General features: G+C 38.4%; 26 protein-coding genes. 16 read left to right on the top strand and 10 right to left on the bottom strand.

Features of this window, described 5'->3' with window-relative positions:
* The 3 genes from Q360_RS0119860 to Q360_RS0119850 all read left to right on the top strand — a co-directional run bounded on the left by Q360_RS0119860 (position 1) and on the right by Q360_RS0119850 (position 3,288).
* Positions 1-1,206 carry an ABC transporter permease gene (locus tag Q360_RS0119860; protein ID WP_027078649.1) on the top strand — a complete coding sequence of 402 codons (1,206 nt, stop codon included), beginning with the start codon at positions 1-3 and terminating at the stop codon, positions 1,204-1,206.
* Positions 1,207-1,454: 248 nt separating this feature from the next.
* Positions 1,455-2,414, top strand: a complete 960-nt coding sequence (locus Q360_RS0119855; RefSeq protein ID WP_027078648.1) for a glycosyltransferase family 2 protein — start codon at positions 1,455-1,457, stop codon at positions 2,412-2,414.
* The gene (locus Q360_RS0119850; protein ID WP_027078647.1) at positions 2,398-3,288 is read left to right on the top strand and encodes a lysylphosphatidylglycerol synthase transmembrane domain-containing protein; all 891 of its coding nucleotides are present in this window, start codon (positions 2,398-2,400) and stop codon (positions 3,286-3,288) included. Before Q360_RS0119855 ends, Q360_RS0119850 begins: the two co-directional genes overlap by 17 nt.
* A 6-nt stretch (positions 3,289-3,294) precedes the next feature.
* On the opposite strand, the gene Q360_RS0119845 is transcribed toward Q360_RS0119850, so the two are convergent.
* The 5 genes from Q360_RS0119845 to mazG form a co-directional block, all read right to left on the bottom strand.
* Positions 3,295-4,953 (bottom strand): ArnT family glycosyltransferase, encoded by a 1,659-nt coding sequence (locus Q360_RS0119845; protein WP_027078646.1) that lies wholly within the window; start codon positions 4,951-4,953, stop codon positions 3,295-3,297.
* Positions 4,950-5,519, bottom strand: a complete 570-nt coding sequence (locus Q360_RS0119840) for a phosphatase PAP2 family protein (protein WP_027078645.1) — start codon at positions 5,517-5,519, stop codon at positions 4,950-4,952. Before Q360_RS0119840 ends, Q360_RS0119845 begins: the two co-directional genes overlap by 4 nt.
* A 6-nt stretch (positions 5,520-5,525) precedes the next feature.
* Positions 5,526-5,753, bottom strand: a complete 228-nt coding sequence (locus Q360_RS0119835; protein WP_027078644.1) for a hypothetical protein — start codon at positions 5,751-5,753, stop codon at positions 5,526-5,528.
* A gap of 37 nt (positions 5,754-5,790) precedes the next feature.
* The gene (locus Q360_RS0119830; RefSeq protein WP_027078643.1) at positions 5,791-7,179 is read right to left on the bottom strand and encodes an MATE family efflux transporter; all 1,389 of its coding nucleotides are present in this window, start codon (positions 7,177-7,179) and stop codon (positions 5,791-5,793) included.
* Between the two features lie 154 nt (positions 7,180-7,333).
* Positions 7,334-8,110 carry a nucleoside triphosphate pyrophosphohydrolase gene (gene mazG / locus Q360_RS0119825; protein WP_027078642.1) on the bottom strand — a complete coding sequence of 259 codons (777 nt, stop codon included), beginning with the start codon at positions 8,108-8,110 and terminating at the stop codon, positions 7,334-7,336.
* A gap of 288 nt (positions 8,111-8,398) precedes the next feature.
* Between mazG and Q360_RS0119820 the strand changes: the two genes are divergently transcribed.
* From Q360_RS0119820 to Q360_RS0119800, 5 genes are all read left to right on the top strand, one after another.
* Positions 8,399-9,292, top strand: a complete 894-nt coding sequence (locus Q360_RS0119820; protein ID WP_027078641.1) for an SMP-30/gluconolactonase/LRE family protein — start codon at positions 8,399-8,401, stop codon at positions 9,290-9,292.
* A gap of 133 nt (positions 9,293-9,425) precedes the next feature.
* The gene (locus Q360_RS0119815) at positions 9,426-10,148 is read left to right on the top strand and encodes an MIP/aquaporin family protein (protein WP_027078640.1); all 723 of its coding nucleotides are present in this window, start codon (positions 9,426-9,428) and stop codon (positions 10,146-10,148) included.
* 49 nt (positions 10,149-10,197) lie between these two features.
* Complete coding sequence (locus Q360_RS24000) at positions 10,198-10,920, top strand: alpha/beta hydrolase (RefSeq protein ID WP_245603305.1); 723 nt, start codon at positions 10,198-10,200, stop codon at positions 10,918-10,920.
* A 321-nt stretch (positions 10,921-11,241) separates the two neighbouring features.
* Positions 11,242-11,895 (top strand): GDSL-type esterase/lipase family protein, encoded by a 654-nt coding sequence (locus Q360_RS0119805; RefSeq protein ID WP_027078639.1) that lies wholly within the window; start codon positions 11,242-11,244, stop codon positions 11,893-11,895.
* 9 nt (positions 11,896-11,904) lie between these two features.
* Positions 11,905-13,521 (top strand): family 20 glycosylhydrolase, encoded by a 1,617-nt coding sequence (locus tag Q360_RS0119800; RefSeq protein ID WP_027078638.1) that lies wholly within the window; start codon positions 11,905-11,907, stop codon positions 13,519-13,521.
* A 70-nt stretch (positions 13,522-13,591) separates the two neighbouring features.
* Here Q360_RS0119800 and Q360_RS0119795 read toward each other — a convergent pair whose 3' ends face one another.
* Genes Q360_RS0119795 through ruvX form a run of 4 tightly spaced genes read right to left on the bottom strand, consistent with a single transcriptional unit; the run spans position 13,592 to position 15,769 of the window.
* Positions 13,592-14,014, bottom strand: a complete 423-nt coding sequence (locus Q360_RS0119795) for a DUF5606 family protein (protein ID WP_027078637.1) — start codon at positions 14,012-14,014, stop codon at positions 13,592-13,594.
* A gap of 60 nt (positions 14,015-14,074) precedes the next feature.
* The gene (def, locus tag Q360_RS0119790; protein WP_027078636.1) at positions 14,075-14,665 is read right to left on the bottom strand and encodes a peptide deformylase; all 591 of its coding nucleotides are present in this window, start codon (positions 14,663-14,665) and stop codon (positions 14,075-14,077) included.
* A 2-nt stretch (positions 14,666-14,667) separates the two neighbouring features.
* Positions 14,668-15,357, bottom strand: coding sequence for a DUF1919 domain-containing protein (locus Q360_RS24955; protein WP_051554820.1), 690 nt, complete (start codon positions 15,355-15,357; stop codon positions 14,668-14,670).
* A 1-nt stretch (position 15,358) separates the two neighbouring features.
* A complete protein-coding gene (gene ruvX / locus Q360_RS0119780; protein WP_027078635.1) occupies positions 15,359-15,769 on the bottom strand; it encodes a Holliday junction resolvase RuvX in 411 nt (136 codons plus the stop codon).
* 101 nt (positions 15,770-15,870) lie between these two features.
* On the opposite strand from ruvX, the gene Q360_RS0119775 reads away from it, so the two are divergent.
* The 5 genes from Q360_RS0119775 (at position 15,871) to Q360_RS0119750 (ending at position 20,965) form a co-directional block, all read left to right on the top strand.
* Positions 15,871-16,686, top strand: a complete 816-nt coding sequence (locus Q360_RS0119775; RefSeq protein ID WP_027078634.1) for a 2,3,4,5-tetrahydropyridine-2,6-dicarboxylate N-succinyltransferase — start codon at positions 15,871-15,873, stop codon at positions 16,684-16,686.
* Between the two features lie 96 nt (positions 16,687-16,782).
* On the top strand, positions 16,783-17,589 hold the full coding sequence (locus Q360_RS0119770; protein ID WP_027078633.1) for a glycosyltransferase family 2 protein: 807 nt from the start codon (positions 16,783-16,785) through the stop codon (positions 17,587-17,589).
* 274 nt (positions 17,590-17,863) lie between these two features.
* Positions 17,864-18,550: a phosphocholine cytidylyltransferase family protein gene (locus Q360_RS0119765; protein WP_027078632.1), complete on the top strand. Its 687-nt coding sequence runs from the start codon at positions 17,864-17,866 to the stop codon at positions 18,548-18,550.
* On the top strand, positions 18,547-20,370 hold the full coding sequence (locus Q360_RS27295; RefSeq protein WP_036196329.1) for a CDP-glycerol glycerophosphotransferase family protein: 1,824 nt from the start codon (positions 18,547-18,549) through the stop codon (positions 20,368-20,370). Before Q360_RS0119765 ends, Q360_RS27295 begins: the two co-directional genes overlap by 4 nt.
* Before the next feature lie 10 nt (positions 20,371-20,380).
* Positions 20,381-20,965, top strand: a complete 585-nt coding sequence (locus Q360_RS0119750) for a LicD family protein (protein ID WP_027078631.1) — start codon at positions 20,381-20,383, stop codon at positions 20,963-20,965.
* 6 nt (positions 20,966-20,971) lie between these two features.
* Here the strand turns inward: Q360_RS0119750 and Q360_RS26360 are convergent, their stop codons facing one another.
* Positions 20,972-21,574 (bottom strand): adenylyltransferase/cytidyltransferase family protein, encoded by a 603-nt coding sequence (locus Q360_RS26360; protein ID WP_051554819.1) that lies wholly within the window; start codon positions 21,572-21,574, stop codon positions 20,972-20,974.
* 172 nt (positions 21,575-21,746) lie between these two features.
* Here Q360_RS26360 and Q360_RS0119740 point away from each other — a divergent pair, with 172 nt between their 5' ends.
* From Q360_RS0119740 to Q360_RS0119730, 3 genes are read left to right on the top strand one after another with little or no spacing between them, the layout of a single operon-like run.
* Complete coding sequence (locus Q360_RS0119740) at positions 21,747-22,307, top strand: L-threonylcarbamoyladenylate synthase (protein ID WP_027078629.1); 561 nt, start codon at positions 21,747-21,749, stop codon at positions 22,305-22,307.
* A 16-nt stretch (positions 22,308-22,323) separates the two neighbouring features.
* Entirely contained in the window at positions 22,324-23,745 is a 1,422-nt protein-coding gene (locus Q360_RS0119735) for a CCA tRNA nucleotidyltransferase (RefSeq protein WP_027078628.1), read from the top strand.
* Entirely contained in the window at positions 23,742-24,773 is a 1,032-nt protein-coding gene (locus Q360_RS0119730; protein WP_036196328.1) for a COX15/CtaA family protein, read from the top strand. The genes Q360_RS0119735 and Q360_RS0119730 overlap by 4 nt, the downstream gene beginning before the upstream one ends.
* The last annotated feature ends 15 nt before the right edge of the window (positions 24,774-24,788 follow it).

Raw genomic sequence — 24,788 nt, 5'->3', positions numbered from 1 at the left:
TTGAACTTTCCGCTATACATAGCAAAACGGTACATCCGCTCCAAGAGTAGCCAAAACGCTGTAAACATTATAAATTTTATTACGTTTTTAGTTATCGTTATCGGGTCCGCAGCCTTATTCATAGTGCTATCGGGTTTTGCTGGATTAAAAACATTTAGCCTTTCCTTTACCAATTCCTTTGACCCAGAATTAAAAGCAATCCCGGCAACTGGCAAGTTTTTTACCTTGAGCGCCGAACAGGAAACCAAGCTTGCAGCCATCCAAGGGATAGCCTATTACTCCAAAGAAATAGAAGAAAAAGTATACCTAGAGCACAAAGGTAAAAACCATATTGCGTATCTGAAAGGGATAGATTCCAACTACACTAATGTTACGGGTGTAGACAGTACCATATATTATGGAGACTGGTTGATTAACAACGATCAGGTTGTTGCTGGTATTGGGATTATCAATATTCTGGGTGTTATGGTAAACCAGTTTAGAAGTCCTATGCAGATATATGCCTTTAAACCTGGAGAAGGTTCTATCTCGCAACAAAGTAACAATTCTTTATACAACCAACTGCCCGTGGTGGTGAGCGGTGTATACGCTGTTGAAGCAGATTTAGATAACAAATATGTATTTGCTCACCTTCCTTTAGTACAAGCCCTTTTAGAAAAAGAACCCAATCAATATTCAGGTATTAATTTTAAGTTGGTGGAAGGCGCCAATGAAAAAGCTGTTAGAGAACTTGTGCTTCAACGTCTAGAAAATAAAGTCATTCTTAAAAATAGACAGGAACTGAATAGCACGTTATATAAAATGCTGAACACTGAAAATGTGGCTACCTACCTTATTTTTACTTTGGTGCTCATCATAGCACTATTCAATGTTGTGGGGGCTATTATAATGATGATTTTAGACAAACAGCAAAATTCTAAAACACTCTACAGCTTTGGAACAACCATAAAAGAATTACGACGTATTTATTTTGTTCAAGGTATATTGGTAACCGGTATAGGCGGCCTTATAGGGGTGCTACTAGGCTCTTTGTTGATATGGTCTCAACTCGCCTTTGGCTGGCTAAAAATTACACCCACACTGGCCTATCCCGTAGCATATCAAGCGATAAACGTGGGTATTGTACTAGGTACAATTTTAGTTTTGGGTATTATCGCTTCCAAAATCGCAAGTAGTAGGATCAATAAAACATTAGTGTCGCATTAAACAATCCTTTTTTTTTACCTGTACGGCTAAATAACATACGGAACAGACTCCTGCGTATTTTTTCCTTTTCCCACTTGCAACCATATCTATAGCACACTTCTTTTTCTTTTGTTCTTGTACTCAAAATGGTTTTGTTTAGGCATAACATAAACACTGTTGTATCAATCATGGGTATTCAGCTAGTTAACAAAACACATCCAACTTAGGTATAAAAAACATAACTTTACACCGAATCCAAAACCAGCTTCATGGATATTATTACCCCTTCCTTACTGTCTATCGTTGTGCCTTTGTACAACGAAGAAGACAATGCCGTATTATTGACACAAAAGATTCATGAAAGCCTAATAGGGTATACGTATCAGATTATTTATATCGATGACTTTTCTACGGATCGGACAAAGCAGGTAGTTAAAGAAATGCAAGACGAAAAAGTCCATCTTATTGAACTCAAAAAGAACTACGGGCAGAGTTTGGCACTAGCAGCAGGTATAGATTATGCAGAGGGTGAATACATCATTACCATGGATGGCGACCTTCAAAACGACCCTAGTGACATTCCAGAAATGTTAACCTATGCTGTAAGTGGGGAGTTTGATTTAATTACAGGTATTCGTCAAAAACGCAAGGATTCGCTTGTAAAAAAAATTCCTTCTAAAATTGCTAACTTTTTGGTGCGTAGGGTTACCAAATTAGACATAAAAGACAACGGGTGCGCTTTAAAAGTGTTTACTAAAGATATCGCTAAGGACCTGAATCTTTACGGAGAAATGCATCGTTTTATTACGCTCCTAGCCCATTTGGAAGGGGCACAAATCAAACAAGTCCCCGTTAAACACCATGCAAGACATGCTGGAGTTTCTAAATATGGTTTAGAGCGGGTTTTTAAGGTAGTGGCAGATATGATGCTGCTCCTCTTCATACGAAAGTACTTTCAGCGACCGATTCACCTATTTGGAATTTTTGGTTTTTTAATGATACTTTTAGGCGTGCTCATCAACATGTACTTGCTCGTTGTAAAAATTGGCTTTGGAGAGGATATTGGAACGCGTCCCTTACTTATGTTTGGTATGATGTTCATCTTAGCCGGGATACAATTATTTACCATTGGTATTGTCATGGAACTGCTGATTCGAACCTACTACGAGTCACAGAATAAAAGACCTTATAGAATCAAAAAAGTAAGTGTAGGTGGTAAGGCCCAGTAAGGCTATAGCCACTGTTATTAAGCTGGTCGTCAGCGGACTGCTTATCTATTTTATTTTTTCTAAGATAGATGTACAGGAAATAGGAAATACGCTTCGCAGTAGCAATCCCTATTACTTAGGCCTAGCCTTGGTTTTCTTTCTTTCCTCAAAGGTTATAGCGTCGTTTCGACTCAATCTTTATTTTCATAAGCTGGACGTGTTCTTGACCCAAAAAAGCAACCTAAAGCTCTATTTTTTAGGGATGTTCTACAATCTCTTTTTACCAGGAGGTATTGGCGGGGATGCCTATAAAGGCTATGCGATTAAAAAAAAATTTGACGTCGCTACCAAAAAGATAGTCAGTGTACTGGTACTTGATCGTTTGAGTGGTCTTCTGCTCTTGTTCGTATATGGGTGCTCCTTACTGTTGCTCATTCAGCAAGAAACCATTTTAGCATTAACTCCATTGCTTTTAGCCGGTATTCCAATATCCATTTTAGTGTTTTGGTTAGTAAACCGAAGCTTTTTTAAATATGCGCTTCCTGTATTTTGGAAATCGGTGGGCTATTCCGCTTTGGTCCAATTGGCACAATTGATCTCTGTTTGGCTCATTATGAAAGCTTTGGGTATTGAAGGACATCAAATCGCCTATTTGGTCATTTTCTTGATATCTTCTATCGTTTCCGTTATACCGCTTACCATTGGTGGAATCGGAAGTCGGGAGGCGACATTCTTTTACGGTGCTTCTCTGCTAGGACTTAACGAGAACATATCGGTAGGTATCAGTATCATTTTTTTCTTGCTTACCGCGTTAATATCCCTTTTAGGTGTTTGGTATCACTTTAAAAAAATTGATTTGGAAACAATAGAAGGTAGCCCTGAGCGAAACCTATAAGCCCGCCTAATTTACATGTATTAGATACATCTTATTTAATACCTTATGTCGTGTATCTGGGTTTAGAAACTTTGCCTGCAAGCGTGTAATGCGAAAGTGATGCACGGAATACTGTGTATCCCAATCCAGTCCGGAACCCCGCAACAACGCTAGTTCCTTTGCATCAGCATATACCCAAACATCATGCTTTTCTTGCATCTCCTCTAACGTAGTTAGCTGCACCGGGCGTTTGTTATAAAAATCTAACGACCATGTATAGTTTTGCCCGATCTTATATATTTTATCCACTGCAATATTATTTTCTTTTACCAATTGAGACATAGAAGAACCACCTTGATACGCTAATAGATTCGGATAAAAATGAAAGTTGAGTACCGTGTTCAATAATACGGAAGCACAAACGGAAACTGTAATCAATCGTGCGGACCTACCTTCTCCCTTCAAACAAAAATAAATACCAATACTTGCAGCTAGTACTAGGGCGATACTTGCAGGCATCCTCGTTTCCTTGAATACAAAAAAGCAAATTAATGCTGATGCGATAAACACAATCGACAAAACAAAATACTGACCAACCAAGAACATCTTAGCAGCCTTAGCTTTTTGATTCCGATGTAAGTTATACACGTATGAAGCCGTAAGTACGGAGAATAATGGAATGGTCACATTTAGATAATGTGGTAATTTGAATTGGGCAAAACTGATGAGTATAAAAATTAAGATGATGCCCCCTGTAGTCAAAAACTCCATATTTGGACGGTAGGCAAACTTCATTTTAATAAAATTCTGAATCCTAGAGCTTATAGCTGCAATCGCCAAGATGGTCCAAGGCAGAAAGACCCATAAAAAGGTATGAAAGAAAAAGAAATAATCGCTACTGTTCTTACCCATCCCCTCTCCGCTTAATCGCTCAAAGCTTTGTTCCCAAAAAATAAAGAAGATGCCGCTTCGGTCAGCTATTCCACGGATGACCTTCTCCGGGTGCAGATCAAACTGATGATAATAGGCATACAGCATAGGTGCTATAACAATACCGAACATTACCAAGGCAGCAAGTACGTTCCAATTAAGAAAAACCTTCCAGTTTCTCGTGTATCCTATATGGCATAAAATGGGCAAACCTATGACCAACAAGGCTATCTGGCCTTTGGTTGAAAAAGCAATACCAGCACCAAAAGCACCCAACAAAATGGCCCCTAACCTCCCCTTTTCTATAAACGTAACTAGTTGCCAAATAGCAAAAATAGTAAAGCCAGTGAGCACGGCATCGGTGCGGACGTCTATTACGCCCAGCACTATGGTCTGTGCGGTTAAGAAAATAAGCGCTGCTAATTTTCCGGTATGTTTGTTATACAATAAGTTTCCTAGTCCATAACAACTATATGCACCTAAGAGTGTCGCCAGCAGACCGGGAATCCTGTACGCCCAATCATAAATTCCGAATATCTTATAAGACAATGCTGCCAGCCAATAATGCATATGGGGCTTATCTAAATACTCGTTTGGTCCTTTAAAGAGATTTAAAAAATCATTCTCCTGAACCATACGCATCGCCATTACAGCAAACTGAGCGGAATCGTTTTCCATCAGCGTTACGAACATCCCGCCAATGTAAATAAGAATAACTAAGCCAATTAAAAACCAGTACCTTACGTTAGATATCATAGAGAGAATTTTCGGAGTGAAAATATAAATAACTTTGAAAATAACCAGCCAAAAAGGCTACCCAAGAGTGCACCCGTTAAAACATCCAATGGAAAGTGAACGCCAATATACACTCTGCTATAGGCAACAAAACATGCCCAAAGTAACAATAGGGGTGCAATGCCTTTGAATTGAGATGTTAGGATTTGTCCAAAAAATACAGCAAGAGCAAAGGAATTAGCAGCATGAGCAGAAAAGTAGCTGAACTTACCTCCACAGCGACTTTTTACCAAGCGCATAACATCCATGAGTTCCGGATCATGGCAAGGTCTTAATCTACCTACCCCATATTTAAAGAAATTACTGAGCTGATCGCTGACAGTAATTAAGAGTGCTACTGAAATGACCAGCACCACTGTTTTTTTTAAACCATACTTGCGATAAGACAATAGCAATAAAAACACATAGAGCGGAATAGCGCTGAGTTTATGGGAAATAAACTGCCAAAAGGTATCCCATGAAGGCGTTCCTAATCCGTTTAGATATAGGAAAAGTTCATGGTCCCATTGCAGTAGTTCTTCTAGCATCCTACCCTATTCTTCGTACCGAGATACTTCGCGATCATAAAAATTAGTCGCGGCAGCAATAAGGTCTTCTGTTTCTTCTTCCAAATCCTTTTCGTCCTCTTTAGAAAATTCTTCAAACCAATCTACCTCATCGTTTTCTAGATTGATAATGAACCGCGGATACTCGGTATGCACTACAAATATAGCATTAGGAAAATCTGTATTATCACCCAGAATAAATTTTGGTAGTTCCATAGGAAAATGAATAGTTTATTTTATTGGATTCTTTACTTTATGAAGACACGGAAACCGCCTCTTTACGTATTAATTTTTTTGTCAAATAATTAAATCGAATATACAACATAATGGCCGATGCCGTAAGGCTTACCAGAAGTCCCATCCAAATACCGACACTTCCCCACTCCGTATGTAAACCCAGGTAATAAGAAACTGGAAAACCTATCAACCAGTATGCTATAAAGGTGATAATTGTGGGAATCTTTACATCTTGTAACCCTCTCAAAGCACCTAGTACAACTACTTGGACGCCATCTGAAATTTGAAAAAATGCCGCCACAAATACTAATTGCGCGGCTAGAGCGATTACCTCCGTATTATCTTTGAGGTTTAAAGCATCATCTAAATCTAAGTAAATGGTAGGAAACCAGTTTCGTCCCACCAAAAATAGGATGGCGAACACAACCTCTAACAAGAAGGTAAGTAAAAAGATAGATTGGGCTATTCTGCGGAGATCGGTAAAATTCTTTAACCCTTTCTGATTTCCTACGCGTATCATAGCCGCAACACCAAGACCCATGCCGAACATAAAGGTCATGCTGCTCAGGTTCAAGGCAATTTGATTGGCCGCTTGTGGGTTTTTTCCCAGCACACCACTTAACCAAATAGCAGCAGTAAAAATAGCCACTTCAAAAAACATTTGTAGCGCAGACGGAAACCCAAGTGCAATGATTTTTTTCATGACGCGTTTCTCTAACGCTCTGAAATTAAAAGCGGTCACGAAAGGATGAAACTTATCCTTACTCCTAAGAAGCACCCAAATATAAATCACCATGACCACTCTTGAAATAAGGGTGCCAATTGCAGCGCCCACAATACCCATTTCCGGAAATCCAAAAGAACCAAAAATCAGTAAATAATTAAGGACTATATTGACCACGTTAGCTATAATAGTAGCATACATAGGGTATCTGGTTTGGGACAAACCTTCCGAAAACTGCTTAAACGCCTGAAAAATAATCAACGGCACCAATGAAAAAGCGACCAAATCTAAATAAGGCAGGGCCAACTCCACCACCTCAATGGGTTGGTTCATCATAAACATTAAAGGCTTGGCTAGTAGAATAATGCCAAAAAGCGATAAGCCTAATATGGTACAAAGTACCAAACCATGCTTAAGTGCACTTTTAGCATCCTTTTTGTTCCCAGCACCATCTGCCTCCGCTACTAAAGGCGTAATTGCTGTTGAAAAACCAATACCCAAAGACATGGCTATAAAAACAAAACTATTCCCTAAAGAAACCGCAGCCAGTTCTGCCGTGCCCAATTGGCCTACCATAATATTGTCCGCAAATTGAACAAAAGTATGTCCCAACATTCCCAAAATAACGGGGACGGACAGTTTTATATTGTATCTAAATTCCTGGGTGTACTTGCTAAGCAAAAGCTACGTTTTTGAAGGTGCAAATATACTTTTTAAATACTTATGCTCATGGGAATATATAAAATCGCACCTGGTGATTCTTACAGAAAGAAATAAGACATACTACTTTTGATAAATCATTAAGCAGATAGCTATAAACAGTATGTTGCTCAAATCACCCAAACTTTTTTGCGGCGTTCCAATACACGTCCATCTCTTCCAAACTCATTTCTTGGAGTGATTTTCCTTTTTTAGCAGCCTCAGTTTCTAAATATTGAAATCGCCTTGTAAATTTTTTGTTGGTTCGTTCCAGGGCATTTTCCGGATTGATTCCCAAAAATCGAGCATAATTAATCATGGAAAATAAAACATCACCAAACTCAGATTCCATCTTATCTTTATCACCAGCGTGTACTTCTTCCTGTAGCTCCCCTAATTCTTCTTGTACTTTTTCAAAAACCTGTTCTGGCTTTTCCCAATCGAAGCCTACCCCGGCAACTTTCTCCTGTATTCGACTTGCTTTTACCAAGGCCGGCAAACTTTTAGGAACACCTTGTAGTACACTTTTCTTGCCTTCTTTAAGTTTTAGTAATTCCCAATTACGCTTTACATCGGCCTCATCGGTAACTTTAACATCTCCATAAATATGTGGATGCCTATGAATCAATTTCTCACAAATGGCATTGGCCACATCGGCAATATCAAAATCCTTGGTCTCAGACCCTATTTTGGCATAAAAAACAATATGTAGTAAAATATCCCCCAGTTCATTCTTAACTTCCTCCATATCATTATCCAAGATGGCATCTCCCAACTCGTAAACCTCCTCTATGGTCAAGTGCCTTAACGATTGTATGGTCTGCTTTTTATCCCAGGGACACTGTGCTCTTAACTCCTCCATAATTGTTAATAGACGGTCAACTGCGGCTAATTGCTCTTGTCTTGAATGCATTCTTGTTCGCTTTTCTTCAAAATTACAAATTGCCAAAGTTTTAAGGAGTTATTCTTAGGCTTATTTGATAGTTGGCTTATTAGGGCAACTTGCCTACTAGGAGGCGGGCACTGCAAGAGCAGCGGATGATTTGATAGCTTGGGAATGGAATTATTGATACCAGCGTACAGAGGTTTGCACTATGCCTCAGGTTTTATACCCCCAGTACTCCCCTCTTTCTAGAAAGAATCGAAGTATGCTAACCGAAAAATTAAATGTATTTTCAAGCCTTTAACAAAAACAATTACTATGAAATCAATCGCATTATTTTTATCCTTACTAGCTTTTAATTTCTCCTGTACCTCGCAACCTAAAAGCATTATAGCTAAGGGCGCAGACCTTGTTTTGGTAGCTGATGGATACGCCTTTACGGAGGGGCCAGCATCAGACAAGGAAGGCAATGTCTTTTTTACAGACCAACCTAATAATCGAATTTTAAAATGGGATGCGCAGCGTCATACAGTTTCAACCTATATGCAACCAGCAGGGCGTGCGAATGGACTTTACGTAGATCACCAAGGAAATCTTTTGGCCACTGCAGATGAAAAAAATGAACTTTGGCTAATTGATGCTGACAAGAACGTGAGCATTATTTCACATCAATTTAAACATAAGAAATACAACGGCCCTAATGATATATGGATTGATAAAAAAGGGGGCATCTATTTTACGGACCCGTATTACCAAAGACCCTATTGGCAGCATAAAGAAGCTGAATTAGCAGCGCAGTCTGTCTATTACATAGCGCCTAATGGTACTGATGCAAAAGTAGTTGCTGCTAATTTTACGCGTCCTAACGGAATCATAGGAACTGCGGATGGTAGAACCTTATATATTGCGGATATTGGGGCTGAAAAAACCTATTCTTATGCGATTGAAGCGGATGGTACTCTGAGCAATCGCCAGCTCTTTACCCAAATGGGTTCCGATGGTATGACGATAGATAACCTAGGGAATGTGTACCTAACCGGAGATGGTGTTTTTGTTTTTGACTCAAAAGGAAATCAGATAGAACATATTGACACCGGTGCCGATTGGACAGCCAATGTTACCTTTGGCGGAAGAGAACAAAATATGCTGTTCATTACGGCCTCCAAAGCTGTGTATACCTTAAAAATGAGCGTAAAAGGAGTTCGTTGGTAAGGGCATCCCATCACCAGAACGTCTTAAGAATCTAAAAAAGCGTGCAGAAATAGCATGCATTTTCAATGACAGTTATGGATTATTCCAAAACTGGCCTATTTTATTTATCTTCCACCATATAAAGCCAAACTAAATGACTGTTTACATTTTCGAATTTATAGGAACTGCCATGCTTATCCTTATTGGCAATGGCGTGGTAGCCAATTTAGTGCTCAAAGGTACCAAAGGTGCAGATCTTGGTTGGGTGGGAATTTCAGTCGCATGGGGTATTGCTGTATTCATAGGCGTATTTATTTCTGCAGATGCCAGTGGCGCCCATTTAAACCCCGCAGTAACCATTGGATTGGCCACAGCGGGAAAATTCTCTTGGGGATTGGTACCGGGCTATATCGTTGCACAGATTTTAGGCGCAATGATGGGTAATGTATTGGTTTGGCTAACGTATAAAAAACAATATGATGCAACAGAGGATTCCGCTGCAATCCTGGCCACTTTTTGTACAGTTCCTGCTATCAGACATCCGTTTTGGAACCTAGTGAGCGAAATCATAGGAACCTTTACCTTGGTCTTTGGTATATTCTATATTGCAGGCGGGAGTATAGGAGAGGGAGCTATTTCACTTGGGTCTTTGGACGCACTTCCGGTAGCACTATTAGTTATTGGTATCGGTTTTGGCCTAGGGGGCGCAACTGGTTATGCCATTAATCCTGCAAGGGATTTTGGTCCACGACTTTTGCATGCCATCCTTCCACTTAAAAATAAAGGTGCTAGCGACTGGAGCTACGCTTGGGTTCCCGTTATTGGCCCTATTATCGGAGCTGTATTGGCAGGATTTCTTTTTATTCTGTTAGCCTGAGAAAGTTGCTTTGTAACTCTTTAAAGCGAATTTTTTAATTCTAAACTTGATGCGGTATTTACATTTATTCATTTTCAACATATTTATGGTAGTATCCTCCTTTGCACAACAAATTAGCAACGTGCCTTTTGAGCAACAAACCGAAATATCATGGAAAGGAAGCGAAAAGGAGTATGTTTCCAGCATATGGCAGCACAAGGTGGTTACCAATATTTCTATTCCTACTCTAGAAGTATTCGCTTCAGAAAACCCTAATGGAACCAGCGTTATCATTGCCCCTGGCGGTGGACTTTACGCGCTTAGTATTAAAAGTGAAGGAACCGATGTGGCTAAATGGCTTAATAAAAAAGGAATTACCGCCTTTGTCCTAAAATATAGATTGGTACCTATAGGAGATGCTGGTGTAAAAGAATACTCAAAAGACAGCCGATTGGAAAATAAAGTTGAACAACGCGTTGGAGAAGTAGTACCGCTTTCTATTGCAGATGGACTATCAGCCATTTCCTATGTGAGACAAAACGCAGAAACCTATAATTTAGATACTAATAAAATTGGCTTTATGGGTTTCTCTGCCGGCGGCGCTATAGCTATAGGAGTGGCATACAATTACACTTCCGAAAACAGACCTGACTTTGTTGTTCCCGTATATCCATGGACTACTGTTTATCCAATACTAAAAGCCCCTAAAAACGCACCTAAACTTTTAGTGATTTGCGCTACGGACGACCCGTTAGGGTTGGCAAGCGGAAGTATTGAACTCTACAATTCATGATTAAACGCGGACCACACTCCAGGTTTATACATGTATGCACAAGGAGGACATGGTTTTGGGATGAAAGAACAAGGACTACCATCCGATTCGTGGATTCAAAGGTTTTATGACTGGGCGGTAGCCGAAAAACTAGTAGTACTACTTTAAATTAAAGTAGGCCATACTGATGAAAATAGAATTTAAATGGACAAAAAAACTAGTTGTCGTACGCAAAATAAGCAGTCATCCAACTCCCTTTATAAGTTTAAACGGTACCTAGGTCGAAAATCGTTTGAGAAGAGTTCGAATCAGTATTAATTTACACCTAAGCATTTTAGATACATGAGAAATAGTAGTCTTTTCATTTCGTTTTTATTGGCAGTTTTCACCTACGGTCAAGAATCTGCACCATTTTCTGACGAGGTACGTTCCATTTCTAAAAAGTATGATTCCGTTTGGGACAGTAGTAAAGAAAGTATTGTTTTCACCGGAAGCTCTAGCGTACGTATGTGGACTACGTTAAAACAATTATTTCCTGACCATCAAATTTTGAATACTGGTTTTGGAGGTTCCCAAGCATCAGATTTATTATACCACTTAGACCCACTAGTTCTAAGCTATCGTCCAAAAAAAGTATTCATATATGAAGGCGATAATGATATATCAGCAAAAAAAAGGCCTAAAGAAATTATAGCAACAACGCATAAAATCATTCAAAAGATTCATAGTACAAATGCCTCGGTCAAAATTATTTTAATAGCTGCTAAACCTAGTATAAGCAGATGGAAACTACGAGGGAAATATAAAAGATTAAATCGGAAATTTAGAAAAATGAGTGATGAGAATCCTCTTTTATCCTATGCCGATGTTTGGTCGCCAATGCTGAATGGCAGAAAACTAAAAAAAGATATTTTCATAGAAGACGGCCTACATATGAACCAGAAAGGATATGACCTCTGGTATGAGGTCATGAAAGATTTAGTTACTAACCCATAAATGAGAACAATGATTAAAAACACCCTAGTTAGAGCACTCTTTTTGCTCTCGTTGGTATGCGTATTTTTTGCCTGCACAAAAGAACCTAAGAAAAGAATTCCAATGCCGGTTACAGACCTTTCTGCAGAAAACCTTATTCCAAAACCTTTAAAAGTAATTCCTACCAACTCTGCCTTTGCCCTAGATGAGTTTACAGCTATCTACACAGCTAAAGGGGCCACCGGATTCCAAGAAGTGGCTGAGTTTTTAGCGGATAAGCTATCAAAAAAAATAAATCTTCAAGTCCCTATAAACGATGAATCTCTGAAAACAGTAGCGCGCGTAATCTATATTAACCAGTCAGACAGCACGGAGCTGAACGCACCAGAAGCCTATCAATTGTACATCAACCAAGATTCTATTATTATAAATTCAAATACGGCTGAAGGCGCTTTTAGAGGCATACAGACCCTAAGGCAACTGGTACCCGATAGCAGTAACGACACCTTGGCGCTGCAAAAAATTTGGCCCATCCCTACAGGTAAAATTATAGATAATCCCAGTTTTGCGTATAGAGGCTCCATGTTGGACGTTGCCCGCCATTTCTTTGCCGTGGAAGATGTTAAAAAATATATTGATATTCTATCCTATTACAAGATAAATGTTCTGCACCTTCATTTATCAGACGACCAAGGATGGAGAATAGAAATTAAATCATGGCCAAAACTGACAAGTATCGGCGGTAGTACCGAGGTAGGTGGTGAAGCTGGTGGTTTTTATACCCAAGAAGATTATAAAGAAATTGTTCGCTATGCAGCAGAACGTTTTATGACGGTAGTACCAGAAATAGATATGCCTGGACATACCAATGCGGCATCAGTTGCTTATCCTTTTTTAAACGGAAATGGAAAAACGCTTACATTATATGAAGGAACACAGGTTGGTTTTAGCACATTTGACACTAGAAAAGATACGGTATATGCTTTTGTAAATGATGTGGTACGAGAAATATCAGAAATTACCCCTGGCCCCTATTTTCATATAGGTGGCGATGAAAGCCATGTAACCGAAAAGAAAGATTATGTCTACTTTGTAAACAAAGTAGAAAAAATAGTACAAAAACACGGAAAGCGCATGATAGGTTGGGACGAAGTTGCCATCGCTGACATAGATTCAACCTCCATATCCCAATGGTGGAGCAGTGAGGAGAATGCTAAAAAAGCTATTGAAAAAGGCATGCAAGTCATTGTATCACCTGCTAAAAAAGCGTATTTAGACATGCAGTACGATACCCTATCGGAATATGGACTGCATTGGGCAGCCTACCTACCTGTTGATACTGCATACATTTGGACACCGGAAGGTTATGGCGGTATTCCAAAGGAAAACATATTGGGTATCGAAGCTCCTTTATGGTCAGAAACTATAAGCAATATCGATGAACTAGAATATCTAGCCTTTCCTAGAGTGATAGGGTATTCCGAACTAAGTTGGAGTTCTCCAGAAAACAGGGATTGGGAGAATTATAAGATTCGTTTAGCAAACCAGGCTCCGTTTTTGGAACGAATGGACGTAAAATACTACCCGTCGCCATTAATAGATTGGAAGAAAAGTAAATACAGCTACGAAACGATTGAGAAAGATTGAGGATAGACAATTTATGAAAAAGCCTCGACAGTAGTTACTATCGAGGCTTTTTTACACAACATATTTTTTGTTATTCTTCCTCTGAAGAAAGGTCTTCTTCATTTTCGGAAAAATCTGCGATACCTTTATCGACCAGTATATTATACCAGCTTATAATTTTCTTAATATCACTAGCATATACCCTATCCTCATCGTAATTGGGAAGTACCTCAAAAAAGTACTCCTCCAATTTAATCTTATCCTCTTTATGGCTTATAGAAGTTTTACCACTCTTTTCCTTTACCTGCATCTTTAAGAACACCGCTCGCAAAGGAAGCTCTTCATCCAAAGTATAAACCGCTATTTCAGAAAGCACGCTAACGTTACTTTTTAGCCCAACGCTAATTTTTTTCCCGTCTATCAAAGACGCTGCAACAAATCCAGATCTGGTTTGTGTAATTAATTCGTACAATCCTGGTTTTCCAGCAACCGATAGTATTTTCTCTAACCCCATAGGCTTTTTTTAAATTTAAAAGGGCAAATATTATATTTTTAAACTAGATACGAGCAGAAATTAACGACCTTTTTTCCTATTTGGGAATCGCATTCGATAATCCACATTTATTTTCCCCTTGGATATATTAGCCAATCTTCCCTTTATCAGTCTTTTTTTCAAAGAAGACAGTTTGTCTGTAAACAGTACTCCTTCTATATGATCATATTCATGCTGTATGACACGCGCTAGAAGCCCGTCAAAGGTTTGTTCTTGCTTTTTAAAATTCTCATCAAAATAGGTCATTTTTATCGTATCCTTTCTGCTCACATCTTCGCGGACATCAGGTATACTTAAGCATCCTTCATTAAACGCCCATTCCTCTCCCGTTTCCTCTTCTATATAGGCATTTATAAAAACTTGTTTAAAGCCTTCCAATTGTTTTTGTTCCTCCTCGGTAAGGTCTTCGTCATCTGCAAACGGTGAGGTATCCACCAAAAATAAACGTATTGGCAATCCTATTTGTGGGGCAGCTAATCCTACGCCACTTGCATTATACATCGTCTCCCACATATTAGCAACCAACTCCTTGAGTTTTGGGTATTCCTTGTCTATGTCGTCTCCTACTTTCCTCAAAACGGTATCACCGTAGGCTATAATCGGTAAAATCATTGTTATTGTTTAAATCGTGTTCTTAAAATCGCGCCACTATTTAACCAGTGGACTACATCAAAATATAAAAAAGTAAGTTTAAATCTCTTTTTTCCGTTGGGTATCTTGTTCGTTATGTTTCGTTTACTAGTGAAAAATTTTATATGATTTCCAACAGTTCCTTCTGGTAAATCACAAAATGCAAAGGAAACCATATTTTTAAAAGGAAGTTCATGAAAACTTGTTAAATCCTCGGTATTGATGCGCCTACGGTCACAAACCATAAAAAAATAGCTATCCTTATCCGTATTTTCTAGCATTCTCGCTTTTCTACGGTTCCATTTTTCCCGAGCCTCCACTTCTGTTTCATAATGTTGAAAATGGATTTCTACATCATTTAAAAGACCAATTGGATAATTGTTCTTGGACTCCGGGTATTTGGACACCATTATAAAATCCAAATCCAATTTCATATAGTCATCAAAATTAGCTAGCAATTTCATGTAACAAGGACCAAACAAAAACAATCCTACAAAGGGTGTATTGTATGGCTGTTGTAAATGTTGATATACCTGTCCACCCCAGCAGTTCCTGCTAACAATAACAAAATCAGTATTGGTGAGTCTTTTAATATTCCTAGTCGCAAAAAAAGATTTACAATACTGCCGTATTTTTCTTTTGAACAATATTTCAAACTCAACTAGTACGTCCATACTATTTTCTTTCTAAATATGACTGCAATATCAATGTTGCACTAATCTCATCTACCAAGGCCTTATTTCTTCGTTGCTTCTTCTTTAAGCCACTATCCAACATACTTTGGAAAGCCATTTTAGAGGTAAAACGCTCATCCTGTCTTTCAATAGAAATACCAGTAAAATGCTTCGCGAGCTCTGCCAAAAAAGGTTTTATATATTGTTCGGACTCGGAAGGCGTATTGTTCATTTGTTTGGGTTCGCCTACGACAAAAATATCAACATTCTCGGCAATAACGTAGTCTTTCAAAAAAAGCATAAGCTCCTTGGTAGGTACTGTGGTGAGACCGGAAGCTATAAGACGCAACTCGTCCGTCACTGCTATTCCAGTTCGTTTCTCACCGTAATCCAACGCTAAAATTCTTCCCAAAATTAATTTTTGTCAAAAGTAACGGATAATTTGTGATATGTGAATTTACAAATAGTGAATTACTTTGGTTCGACCTATATTTGAGAAAATTTTAGGGTAAAATGACAGATTTAAGAAATAGTATAGAGCAAGCTTGGGAAAACAGGGCGCTTTTATCAGACGTTAAAACACAAGAAACAATACGAGCCGTTATAAATCTTATTGACCTTGGCAAACTCCGTTGTGCCGAACCTACTGCATCTGGATGGCAAATAAACGAATGGGTAAAAAAAGCTGTAGTACTCTATTTTCCAATTCAAAAAATGGAAACTCTTGAAGCCGGTATTTTTGAATATCATGATAAAATGCCATTAAAAAGAGGCTATAAGGAAAAGGGCATACGCGTAGTACCAAATGCAGTTGCCAGGCATGGTGCCTATATTTCTCCAGGAACAATCTTAATGCCTAGCTATGTGAACATAGGTGCATATATAGATGAAGGCACTATGATAGATACTTGGGCTACTGTGGGAAGTTGCGCTCAAATAGGTAAAAATGTGCATATTAGCGGTGGTGTGGGCATAGGCGGAGTATTGGAACCACTACAGGCCTCACCCGTAATTATAGAGGATAATGCCTTTATTGGTTCTCGATGTATTGTAGTCGAAGGCGTTCACGTAGAAACGGAAGCTGTGTTAGGTGCCAACGTCGTTTTAACGGCATCTACTAAAATTATCGATGTTACTGGGGCTTCCCCAGTAGAACTAAAAGGTAGGGTTCCTGCGCGTTCAGTTGTTATACCAGGGAGTTACACCAAAAAGTTTCCGGCTGGAGCGTTTCAGGTTCCTTGCGCTCTGATCATCGGAACAAGAAAGGAAAGCACCAATAAAAAGACGTCACTTAACGATGCGCTAAGAGAACATAACGTAGCTGTGTAATTTTGTAGGAAAAGACAGGTAAAAATATAATTTTTTGCTTTTTTTTCAGTTCTATACCCAGAACACTCCTTAATAAGTTAACTACTCACATTAGTTATGGAGCCTCAGCATAAAAAAATATCAGCACTTGTAATCACGTATAACGAGATTGGATACATAGAAAAATGCCTCAAATCAATTGATTTTGCAGATGAAATCATTGTCGTAGACTCCTACAGTACTGATGGTACGTATGAATTTCTTAGTGCACACCCCAGCGTGAGGGTTATTCAACATCCGTTTAAAAACTATACAACCCAAAAGGCTTTTACACTAGCACAAGCAACCAATGATTGGGTGCTTTTTGTAGATGCTGATGAAGTGGTAACACCCGATTTACAAGAAGAAATAAAAGTTACCATTAATAGCAACGAAGAACATGTAGCGTATTGGTTTAGAAGAAAATTCATGTTTCAACAAAGACACCTGCGCTATAGTGGATGGCAAACAGACAAGAACTATAGGCTGTTCAGGAAAAGTAAAGTACAGTTTTCTGATAAACGCATTGTACATGAAACTTTAGAAATACAAGGAAGTTCAGCTATTTTAAAAGAAAAGCTTACCCATTATTGCTATCGCGATTTTGCTAACTACAAGCATAAAATGCTCGTATATGGTAGAATGAAGGCAAAAGAAGCATCACAAAAAGGAAAACGTTTTAATCTTCTACGCTTACTCGGAAAACCAACCTTTACGTTTGTTTATAATTATTTCTTCCGTTTTGGAGTTTTGGATGGCATGAAAGGAGTAACCATATGCTATCTTAACGCACTAGGGGACTGGGAAAGATACCAAGAACTCAGAAAATTAGAACAGGAACAAAAAGTACCAAGCTTAAAAACGGTTTCTCAACACAGCAGTTAAGCAAGTAAAATAGCCGCCACACCATAGTAAAGCATCCTCTACGAAGCCTGTAAGCATGTACCACCTGCAAACAGGAATGCTATAAAAACTAGGCTAATAGCTCTTTAATTTTAGTTATCCTTAAATTAATTTTACATTTGAAGCATTAAGCTATAGGTGTTTGTTTATATATTTTTAATTTACACTATTGATGTAAATCAGATATTAGATAGAAAAACTAGCACTGGTCTAAAATTTAAGTTTATCATCGGTTACCTCTTTAAAACATTAAAACGTGAAAATTGTTATTCTTGCCGCAGGTATTGGTTCCCGCTTAGGAAACCCCTTTCCCAAACCGCTTACTCCATTAGATAACGGAAAAACCATAATGGGTATGCAGATATCCAATCTTGAAAACAACTTTAATATCGACGATATCAATGTAGTAGTAGGGTTTAAAAAGGACCTTATCATGGAACGGTTTCCCCAACTTATATATATCTATAATCCTTACTTTGATTGTACCAACACCTCTAAAAGCTTACTTAAAGCCTTAAAAAAGAACAGAAACGATTCTGTTTTGTGGTTAAATGGTGATGTGGTATTTGACGGCAAACTCCTTTCCATTTTAAAGCCTCATATCTCTTCGGAAAATTCTTTTGTTGCAGTAAACACAAGTAAAGTAGCGGAAGAAGAAGTTAAGTATACTTTAAAAGATGGGCATATAGACCAACTTTCAAAGAGCGTTAAAAAGGGTCTTGGAGAAGCAGTGGGTATAAATTTCATAGCACAAAAAGACATCGGGTATTTTATTGACCGTTTAGAAACTTGCGACGACAATGATTACTTTGAGAGAGGCCTAGAAATGGCAATTGAGCATGACGAAGTTAAAATTTCGGCAATAGATATATCCGCGTTTGACTGCGTAGAAGTTGATTTTAGGGAGGACCTGGAAAATGCAAACACTATTTTCCAAAAATGAAATTTATTCTTTTTTGCCAGAATGCATACGCTTTTGGAATCATGACTCCCATTCGTGACGAACTTATTAAACGGGGCAGCGATTATGTTTGGTTCGTTTCTAAAAAACTGATTCAAAGATTTCCCTTTCCAGAAGAGGCACATACATCAAGCATATTAGATTTACAATTTTACCAAAGCGATGTGATTTTAGTGCCGGGCAATGAGGTGCCGTATTACTTAAGGGGAGTTAAAACTCAAATTTTTCATGGATTAGCCGGAGAAAAAAAAGGCCATTTTCGAATTCGATATTATTTTGATTTGTATTTAACCCAAGGTCCGTACTTTACAAATCGTTTTAATGAATTAAAAGAAAAACACGGTAATTTTGAAGTGGTGCAAACTGGCTGGCCAAAATTAGATGTTTATGGGCTAAATAAAACTGTCTACGATTTGGAAAAAGAAGGACTTCTTAAGAAGTATGACACGGACAAAATTATATTATACGCCCCAACCTTCTCCCCTAGCCTAACCTCTGCAACGGCCCTTTTAGAGGATATTGAACACTTGGCTAACGAAACAAGTTATTTAATTCTAGTGAAGTTTCATGACCTGATGAGCCTAGCTTTAATAAATACCTACAAGTCCCTCGCCGAAAAGCATAAAAACATCGTGTTCGTTGAAGAAAAGAACATTATAAAATTTCTGCTTTTAGCAGATCTTCTTATTAGCGATACCTCTTCCGTAATTTATGAATTCTTATTACTGAACAAACCAGCAATCAGTTTTAAAACGATATCTCAAAACATCCGTTGGGATAACCTCATCCAAAAGGGTCAGCTAACGAAAAGTGTACTTAAAAATTTAAATGAAGACCAATTTGAAGCAAAACGTTTAGCCCTAAACGCATTGTACCATCCCTATCAAGATGGTAAATCTGCACTTCGAATGATTGAGGCCACGGAAGAATATGCAATTAAAAACGGGATTCCAGAAGCACGCGTACTTCCATTGGACAGAAGAATTAAAATAGATACAATTTTCGGCAGACCCATCACTGCTCCTTGGAACGGAATCGTTAATAATAAAGTGTCGGCGGTTTTCATCACTTTTAACGAAATTATACATATTGATGAAGTACTTACCAATGTTCAGTTTGCAAACGAGATTATCGTTGTAGATTCTTTTAGTACCGATGGTACTATAGAACGCATAAAAAAGAGACCAAATGTCACCTTAATTCAAAGGCCGTTTGTCAATTATACTGATCAAAAATCCTATGCCATGAGCCTGGCTTCAAACGACTGGGTTCTATTTATGGATGCAGATGAACGCATCACAGATCGACTTAAAAATGAAATACTTAATACAATCAACGGTGATACTAAAGCTGTTGCCTATTATTTTTATAGAACCTTTATGTTTAGGCAAAAAATACTGCGATTTAGCGGATGGCAAAGCGACAAAAACTTTAGGCTTTTTAGAAAAAGTAAAGTAGCGTTCACTAAAGAGCGAATTGTGCACGAAACTTTGATTGTGGATGGCCCGGTAGATGTTCTTAAAAATAAACTGATACATTATTCTTACAAAGACTACGAAGATTATAAGGGCAAGATGATTAAGTATGGTCAGATGAAGGCCCAAGAGGAACTGGCCAAGGATTACAGTCCAAATCTCTACCATTTTGTATTTAGGACCGGGTATAAATTCCTTAACCATTATGTTTTTAGGTTTGGCTTTTTAGATGGAAAAAGAGGCGTGATTATTAGCTACTTAAATGCTTTGGGAGTCTATAGTCGCTACAAAGAACTAAAAAGATTACGGGGAATTAAACATAAATAAATATACCCATATGGCGTACGATATTACCTTGGAAGGAAAGAATCTTAAAGAGGCGGAAAGGCTGTTAAAAAGTGTAATTAAAATAGTTGAGCAACAGCAAATTACATATTGGTTAGAGGGTGGTACCTTACTAGGTGTTAGACGCGAAAACAGATTGTTACCTTGGGATAACGACTTGGATATTTCCGTGCATGAGACAGAAATACCAAAACTTAATTCCTTAATTCAAAACTTAAAAAAAGAAGGCTACAGAATAAGGACAAGATATTTTTCAGTAACAAGTAATGAATTCAAAAAGGGAGATTTGCGCATGATGAAAATTCGCAATAAACGCTTTTTTGGCTTGGTAAAAGGAAAGGTATGCCTAGATGTGTTTATTAAATACTCTGATGACCAAAACACCTATTGGGAAATAGACAATAAGACTAAAAGTGTTCCATTACGTTTTTACGAAAACTTTAAAACCATATCCTTTCAAGATAAAAGCTATAGCATTCCAGAGGATACCGATGGCTATTTGACCTATAGATACGGAGACTGGCAAACGCCAGTTAAAGATTGGAACACCGCTACAGACGACAAGGCATTGATGTAACAACTATCATTTAAGTTGTAACGTATTCTTTAAAATAGTACTGCTAACATTTGCTGTATATGGAAAATACTCCATGGCGCAACTTACCTTAGGATATCGCCCCTTCCAATCGCTACCAACCGATATCGCATCTATACGGTGCTCATCTACGATACGCTGTTTATCTTTATCGGTTTGGGGAATAACCTCATCTACCAAACCAATCGCTTGCATAACTTTCATGCGTTCTTCGAATGGGATTACCGGGCGCCTACCCTTTTCTTTTTCGATGAGTTCATCTGTAGAAACCCCAACAATCAAATAATCGCAAAGTTCCTTTGACTTTGCTAATATATTCAAATGACCATAATGAAAAATATCAAAACAGCCCGAGGTATACATTCTTGTATACTTTGATTTTTCCCTAATTTCAGCGATAAATGTATCGTTTTCCAAATTAAAAATCCATTTCGTATTTGGAATTTTCCCGAAAAGATATGTTACTATTTTAGGACTATCGTTATGGTTTATTACTGATAACGATTTCATCTCAATACGACGTTTCGTTAGTTCAACGAGCTTCCATCCCGGAAATTTGTTTAATAGTTCCATATCATTTACCTCAATCATACACTACGCTTGTAAAGTTTGGCGGAAAATACAACATCAGGCTGCAATAGTGGCCATTTCAACTTAATTATTTAAAAATACATTAGGTGTAGAAGCGTTATTATATTGAACAGAAAATTATTTACAGGCTAGAAAACCTACTTTTGTAATTATATTTATCCGTACAGAAATTTTGATAGAAGAAATTAACAACGCTATTGCGAGATTAGAAGAAGGTGGACTCATTCTTTATCCAACAGATACGTTATGGGCAATAGGCTGTGATGCCACAAACGACCTAGCGGTGCAGAAAATCTACCAATTAAAAAAACAAAAGCCGGACAAGCCTATGGTCTGTTTGGTAGCCCATGATGCCATGCTAGAAAAGCATGTAGAAAGGGTGCCAGACTTGGCATATGACCTAATGGATCTGGCTGCAAAACCCACTACTATTGTCTACGATACTCCAAGAGGTATTTCAAAAAACATGACCGCTCTAGACGGCTCCTTGGCCATGCGGGTAGCTTCTGACAAATTTTGCCGATACCTTATTAACAAATTTAAAAAACCAATTGTAACAACAATAGCAAACATCAGTGGAAACAGCATCCCAAAAAGTTTTAAAGAAATTGATCAGGTCATTTTAAAAGGTGTAGACTATGTGGTAAATTTGCAAAAAGAAAACGAAGGTTCCCAAGCCTCCACAATTATTAAATTAAGTGGAACGCATAAAGTAAAGGTGATACGGGAATAATGCAGGCGAAAGACCCATGAACTACACACAGGCATTAACAGAAGATATTTTTCAGGTAATTGGGAAGAGCGCCGATGAATTGGGACTTGAGGCCTATGTGATAGGTGGCTTTGTACGAGATTTTTTTCTAAAAAGAGGCACTTCAAAAGATATAGACATCGTTGCCGTTGGTAGCGGTATTACCTTAGCAGAAAAAGTAGCCTCAAAACTTAGGGGAAAACCCAAAGTTGCCGTCTTTAAGAACTTTGGTACCGCCATGCTCAAACATGAGGGAATAGAACTGGAATTTGTTGGGGCGAGAAAAGAAAGTTACCATAGGGATAGCAGAAAACCGGTCGTTGAAAACGGGTCTTTGGATGATGACCAAAGACGGCGAGATTTCACCATAAATGCACTGGCGCTATCAATAAACAAAGCTACGTTTGGAAATTTATTAGATCCTTTTGAAGGTATAAAAGACCTAGAGCGGCAATTATTAAGAACACCGTTAGACCCAAACACCACCTACTCGGACGACCCACTTAGGATGATGCGGGCGGTACGTTTTGCTACCCAACTGGGATTTACGATAGAACTGCCTTCATTACAGGCTATAACCGACAATAAAGACCGTTTAAAAATTATTTCCAACGAACGTATTGTTGATGAACTCCATAAAATAATGCAAACCCCTGAACCTTCAACAGGTTTTGCCCTTTTACATAAAACAGGACTGTTGGCTAGTATACTCCCAGAACTAACAGCACTGCAAGGTGTAGAAGAAATAGAAGGACAGAAACACAAAGATAATTTTTGGCATACCCTTGAAGTAGTAGATAATATTTGTAAAAATACGGACAACCTCTGGTTAAGATGGGCAGCACTCTTGCATGATATTGGTAAGGCACCTACCAAAAGATTCCACAAGAAAATCGGGTGGACATTCCACGGCCATGAGTTTGTTGGTTCCAAAATGGTATACAAACTATTTAAACGACTACGAATGCCCCTGAACGACAAAATGAAGTTCGTTCAGAAAATAGTACTTATGAGTTCAAGACCTATTATCCTTTCTGAAGAACATGTGAGCGACTCGGCTGTAAGACGTTTGGTTTTTGATGCCGGCGAACATGTAGAAGATTTAATGACATTATGCGAGGCTGATATAACCACCAAAAACACAAAAAAACAGCGTAAGTATAAGAACAACTTTACACTTGTACGTCAGAAAATTATAGAAGTTGAGGAACGCGACAGTATTCGAAATTTTCAACCACCCATTAGCGGCGAAGAGATTATGACTGCATTCGATTTAAAACCTTCTAAAGAAATTGGTATCATCAAAGACCATATAAAAGAAGCGATTCTCGAGGGTGATATTCCTAATGAATTTGAGGCAGCAAAGGCCTTAATGCTAAAAAAGGGAAATGAACTAGGACTTAAAATAAAAAGCGAATGATATCCTTTAGAAAACTAGCTAAAATCTCGCTGATTCTGGTGTATTTAGTTATTGTGGCTGGTGCCGTAGTGCGCATGACTGGCAGTGGCATGGGCTGCCCAGATTGGCCTAAATGTTTTGGGTATTATATTCCCCCAACAGAAGCTTCGGAACTAGAATGGGAAGCTAACAAGGCATATAAAAAAGGCCAGGTTATTATCTTGAACGAGACGTTAAGGGTAGCTAGGAAGGACACCACCACGGGGATTGAATTTAGCGCCAAAAATTGGGAAGAGTACACCAAACACGACTACGCGATATTTAATCCGTGGCATACGTGGATAGAATTCATTAACCGCCTGTTGGGCGCGGTGGCAGGTTTGGCAACCCTACTGCTGGCATTTGCCTCCATTACGTACTGGAAAAAACAAAAAAAAGTTACTTTGCTCTCGTGGCTCGTGGTATTTGGCATGGGTTTCCAAGGCTGGTTGGGAGCAACCGTTGTTTACTCGGTATTACAACCGTTTAAAATTACATTACACATGCTTATGGCCTTAGTCATCGTTGCATTCTTACTCTACATTATATTTATTGTAAACAAAGAAAATAAGCGGATTACCTATGACAAGCCTACCTTTTTAATTGCTGTGGCAGCATTGTCACTTACCCTTGTCCAAGTAATTCTAGGCACACAGGTGCGGGAATTTATAGACCATCAAATAGACTTTTTAGGACCCAACGCGAAAGACCTTTGGCTGCAAGACCCAACGGTACAGTTTTACGTTCATAGGAGTCTATCTATAGGTATTGCTTTAATTAACGCTGCATTGGCCTATAGAATACTAAAGTTTAACCTTGGGCATTTAAAAATCTATTGGATATTCTTTATTTTAGTATTAGAAATATTTACTGGAATAGCCATGTATTACATCGATTTCCCATTTGGTAGCCAAGCCTTACATTTAGTGCTCGCCGCCATTCTCTTTGGCATTCAGTTCTATTTGGTTTTAGATGCAATAAAGCCTCTAACAAATCTTAAAACTTCGTAACTTTGTCCACCCACA

The sequence above is a fragment of the Maribacter antarcticus DSM 21422 genome (genome assembly GCF_000621125.1).
In the GTDB taxonomy this organism is placed as follows: Bacteria; Bacteroidota; Bacteroidia; order Flavobacteriales; family Flavobacteriaceae; genus Maribacter; species Maribacter antarcticus.
The sequence above is the reverse complement of the archived record's forward strand: the minus strand, read 5'-3'. Positions and strand labels throughout refer to the sequence as shown.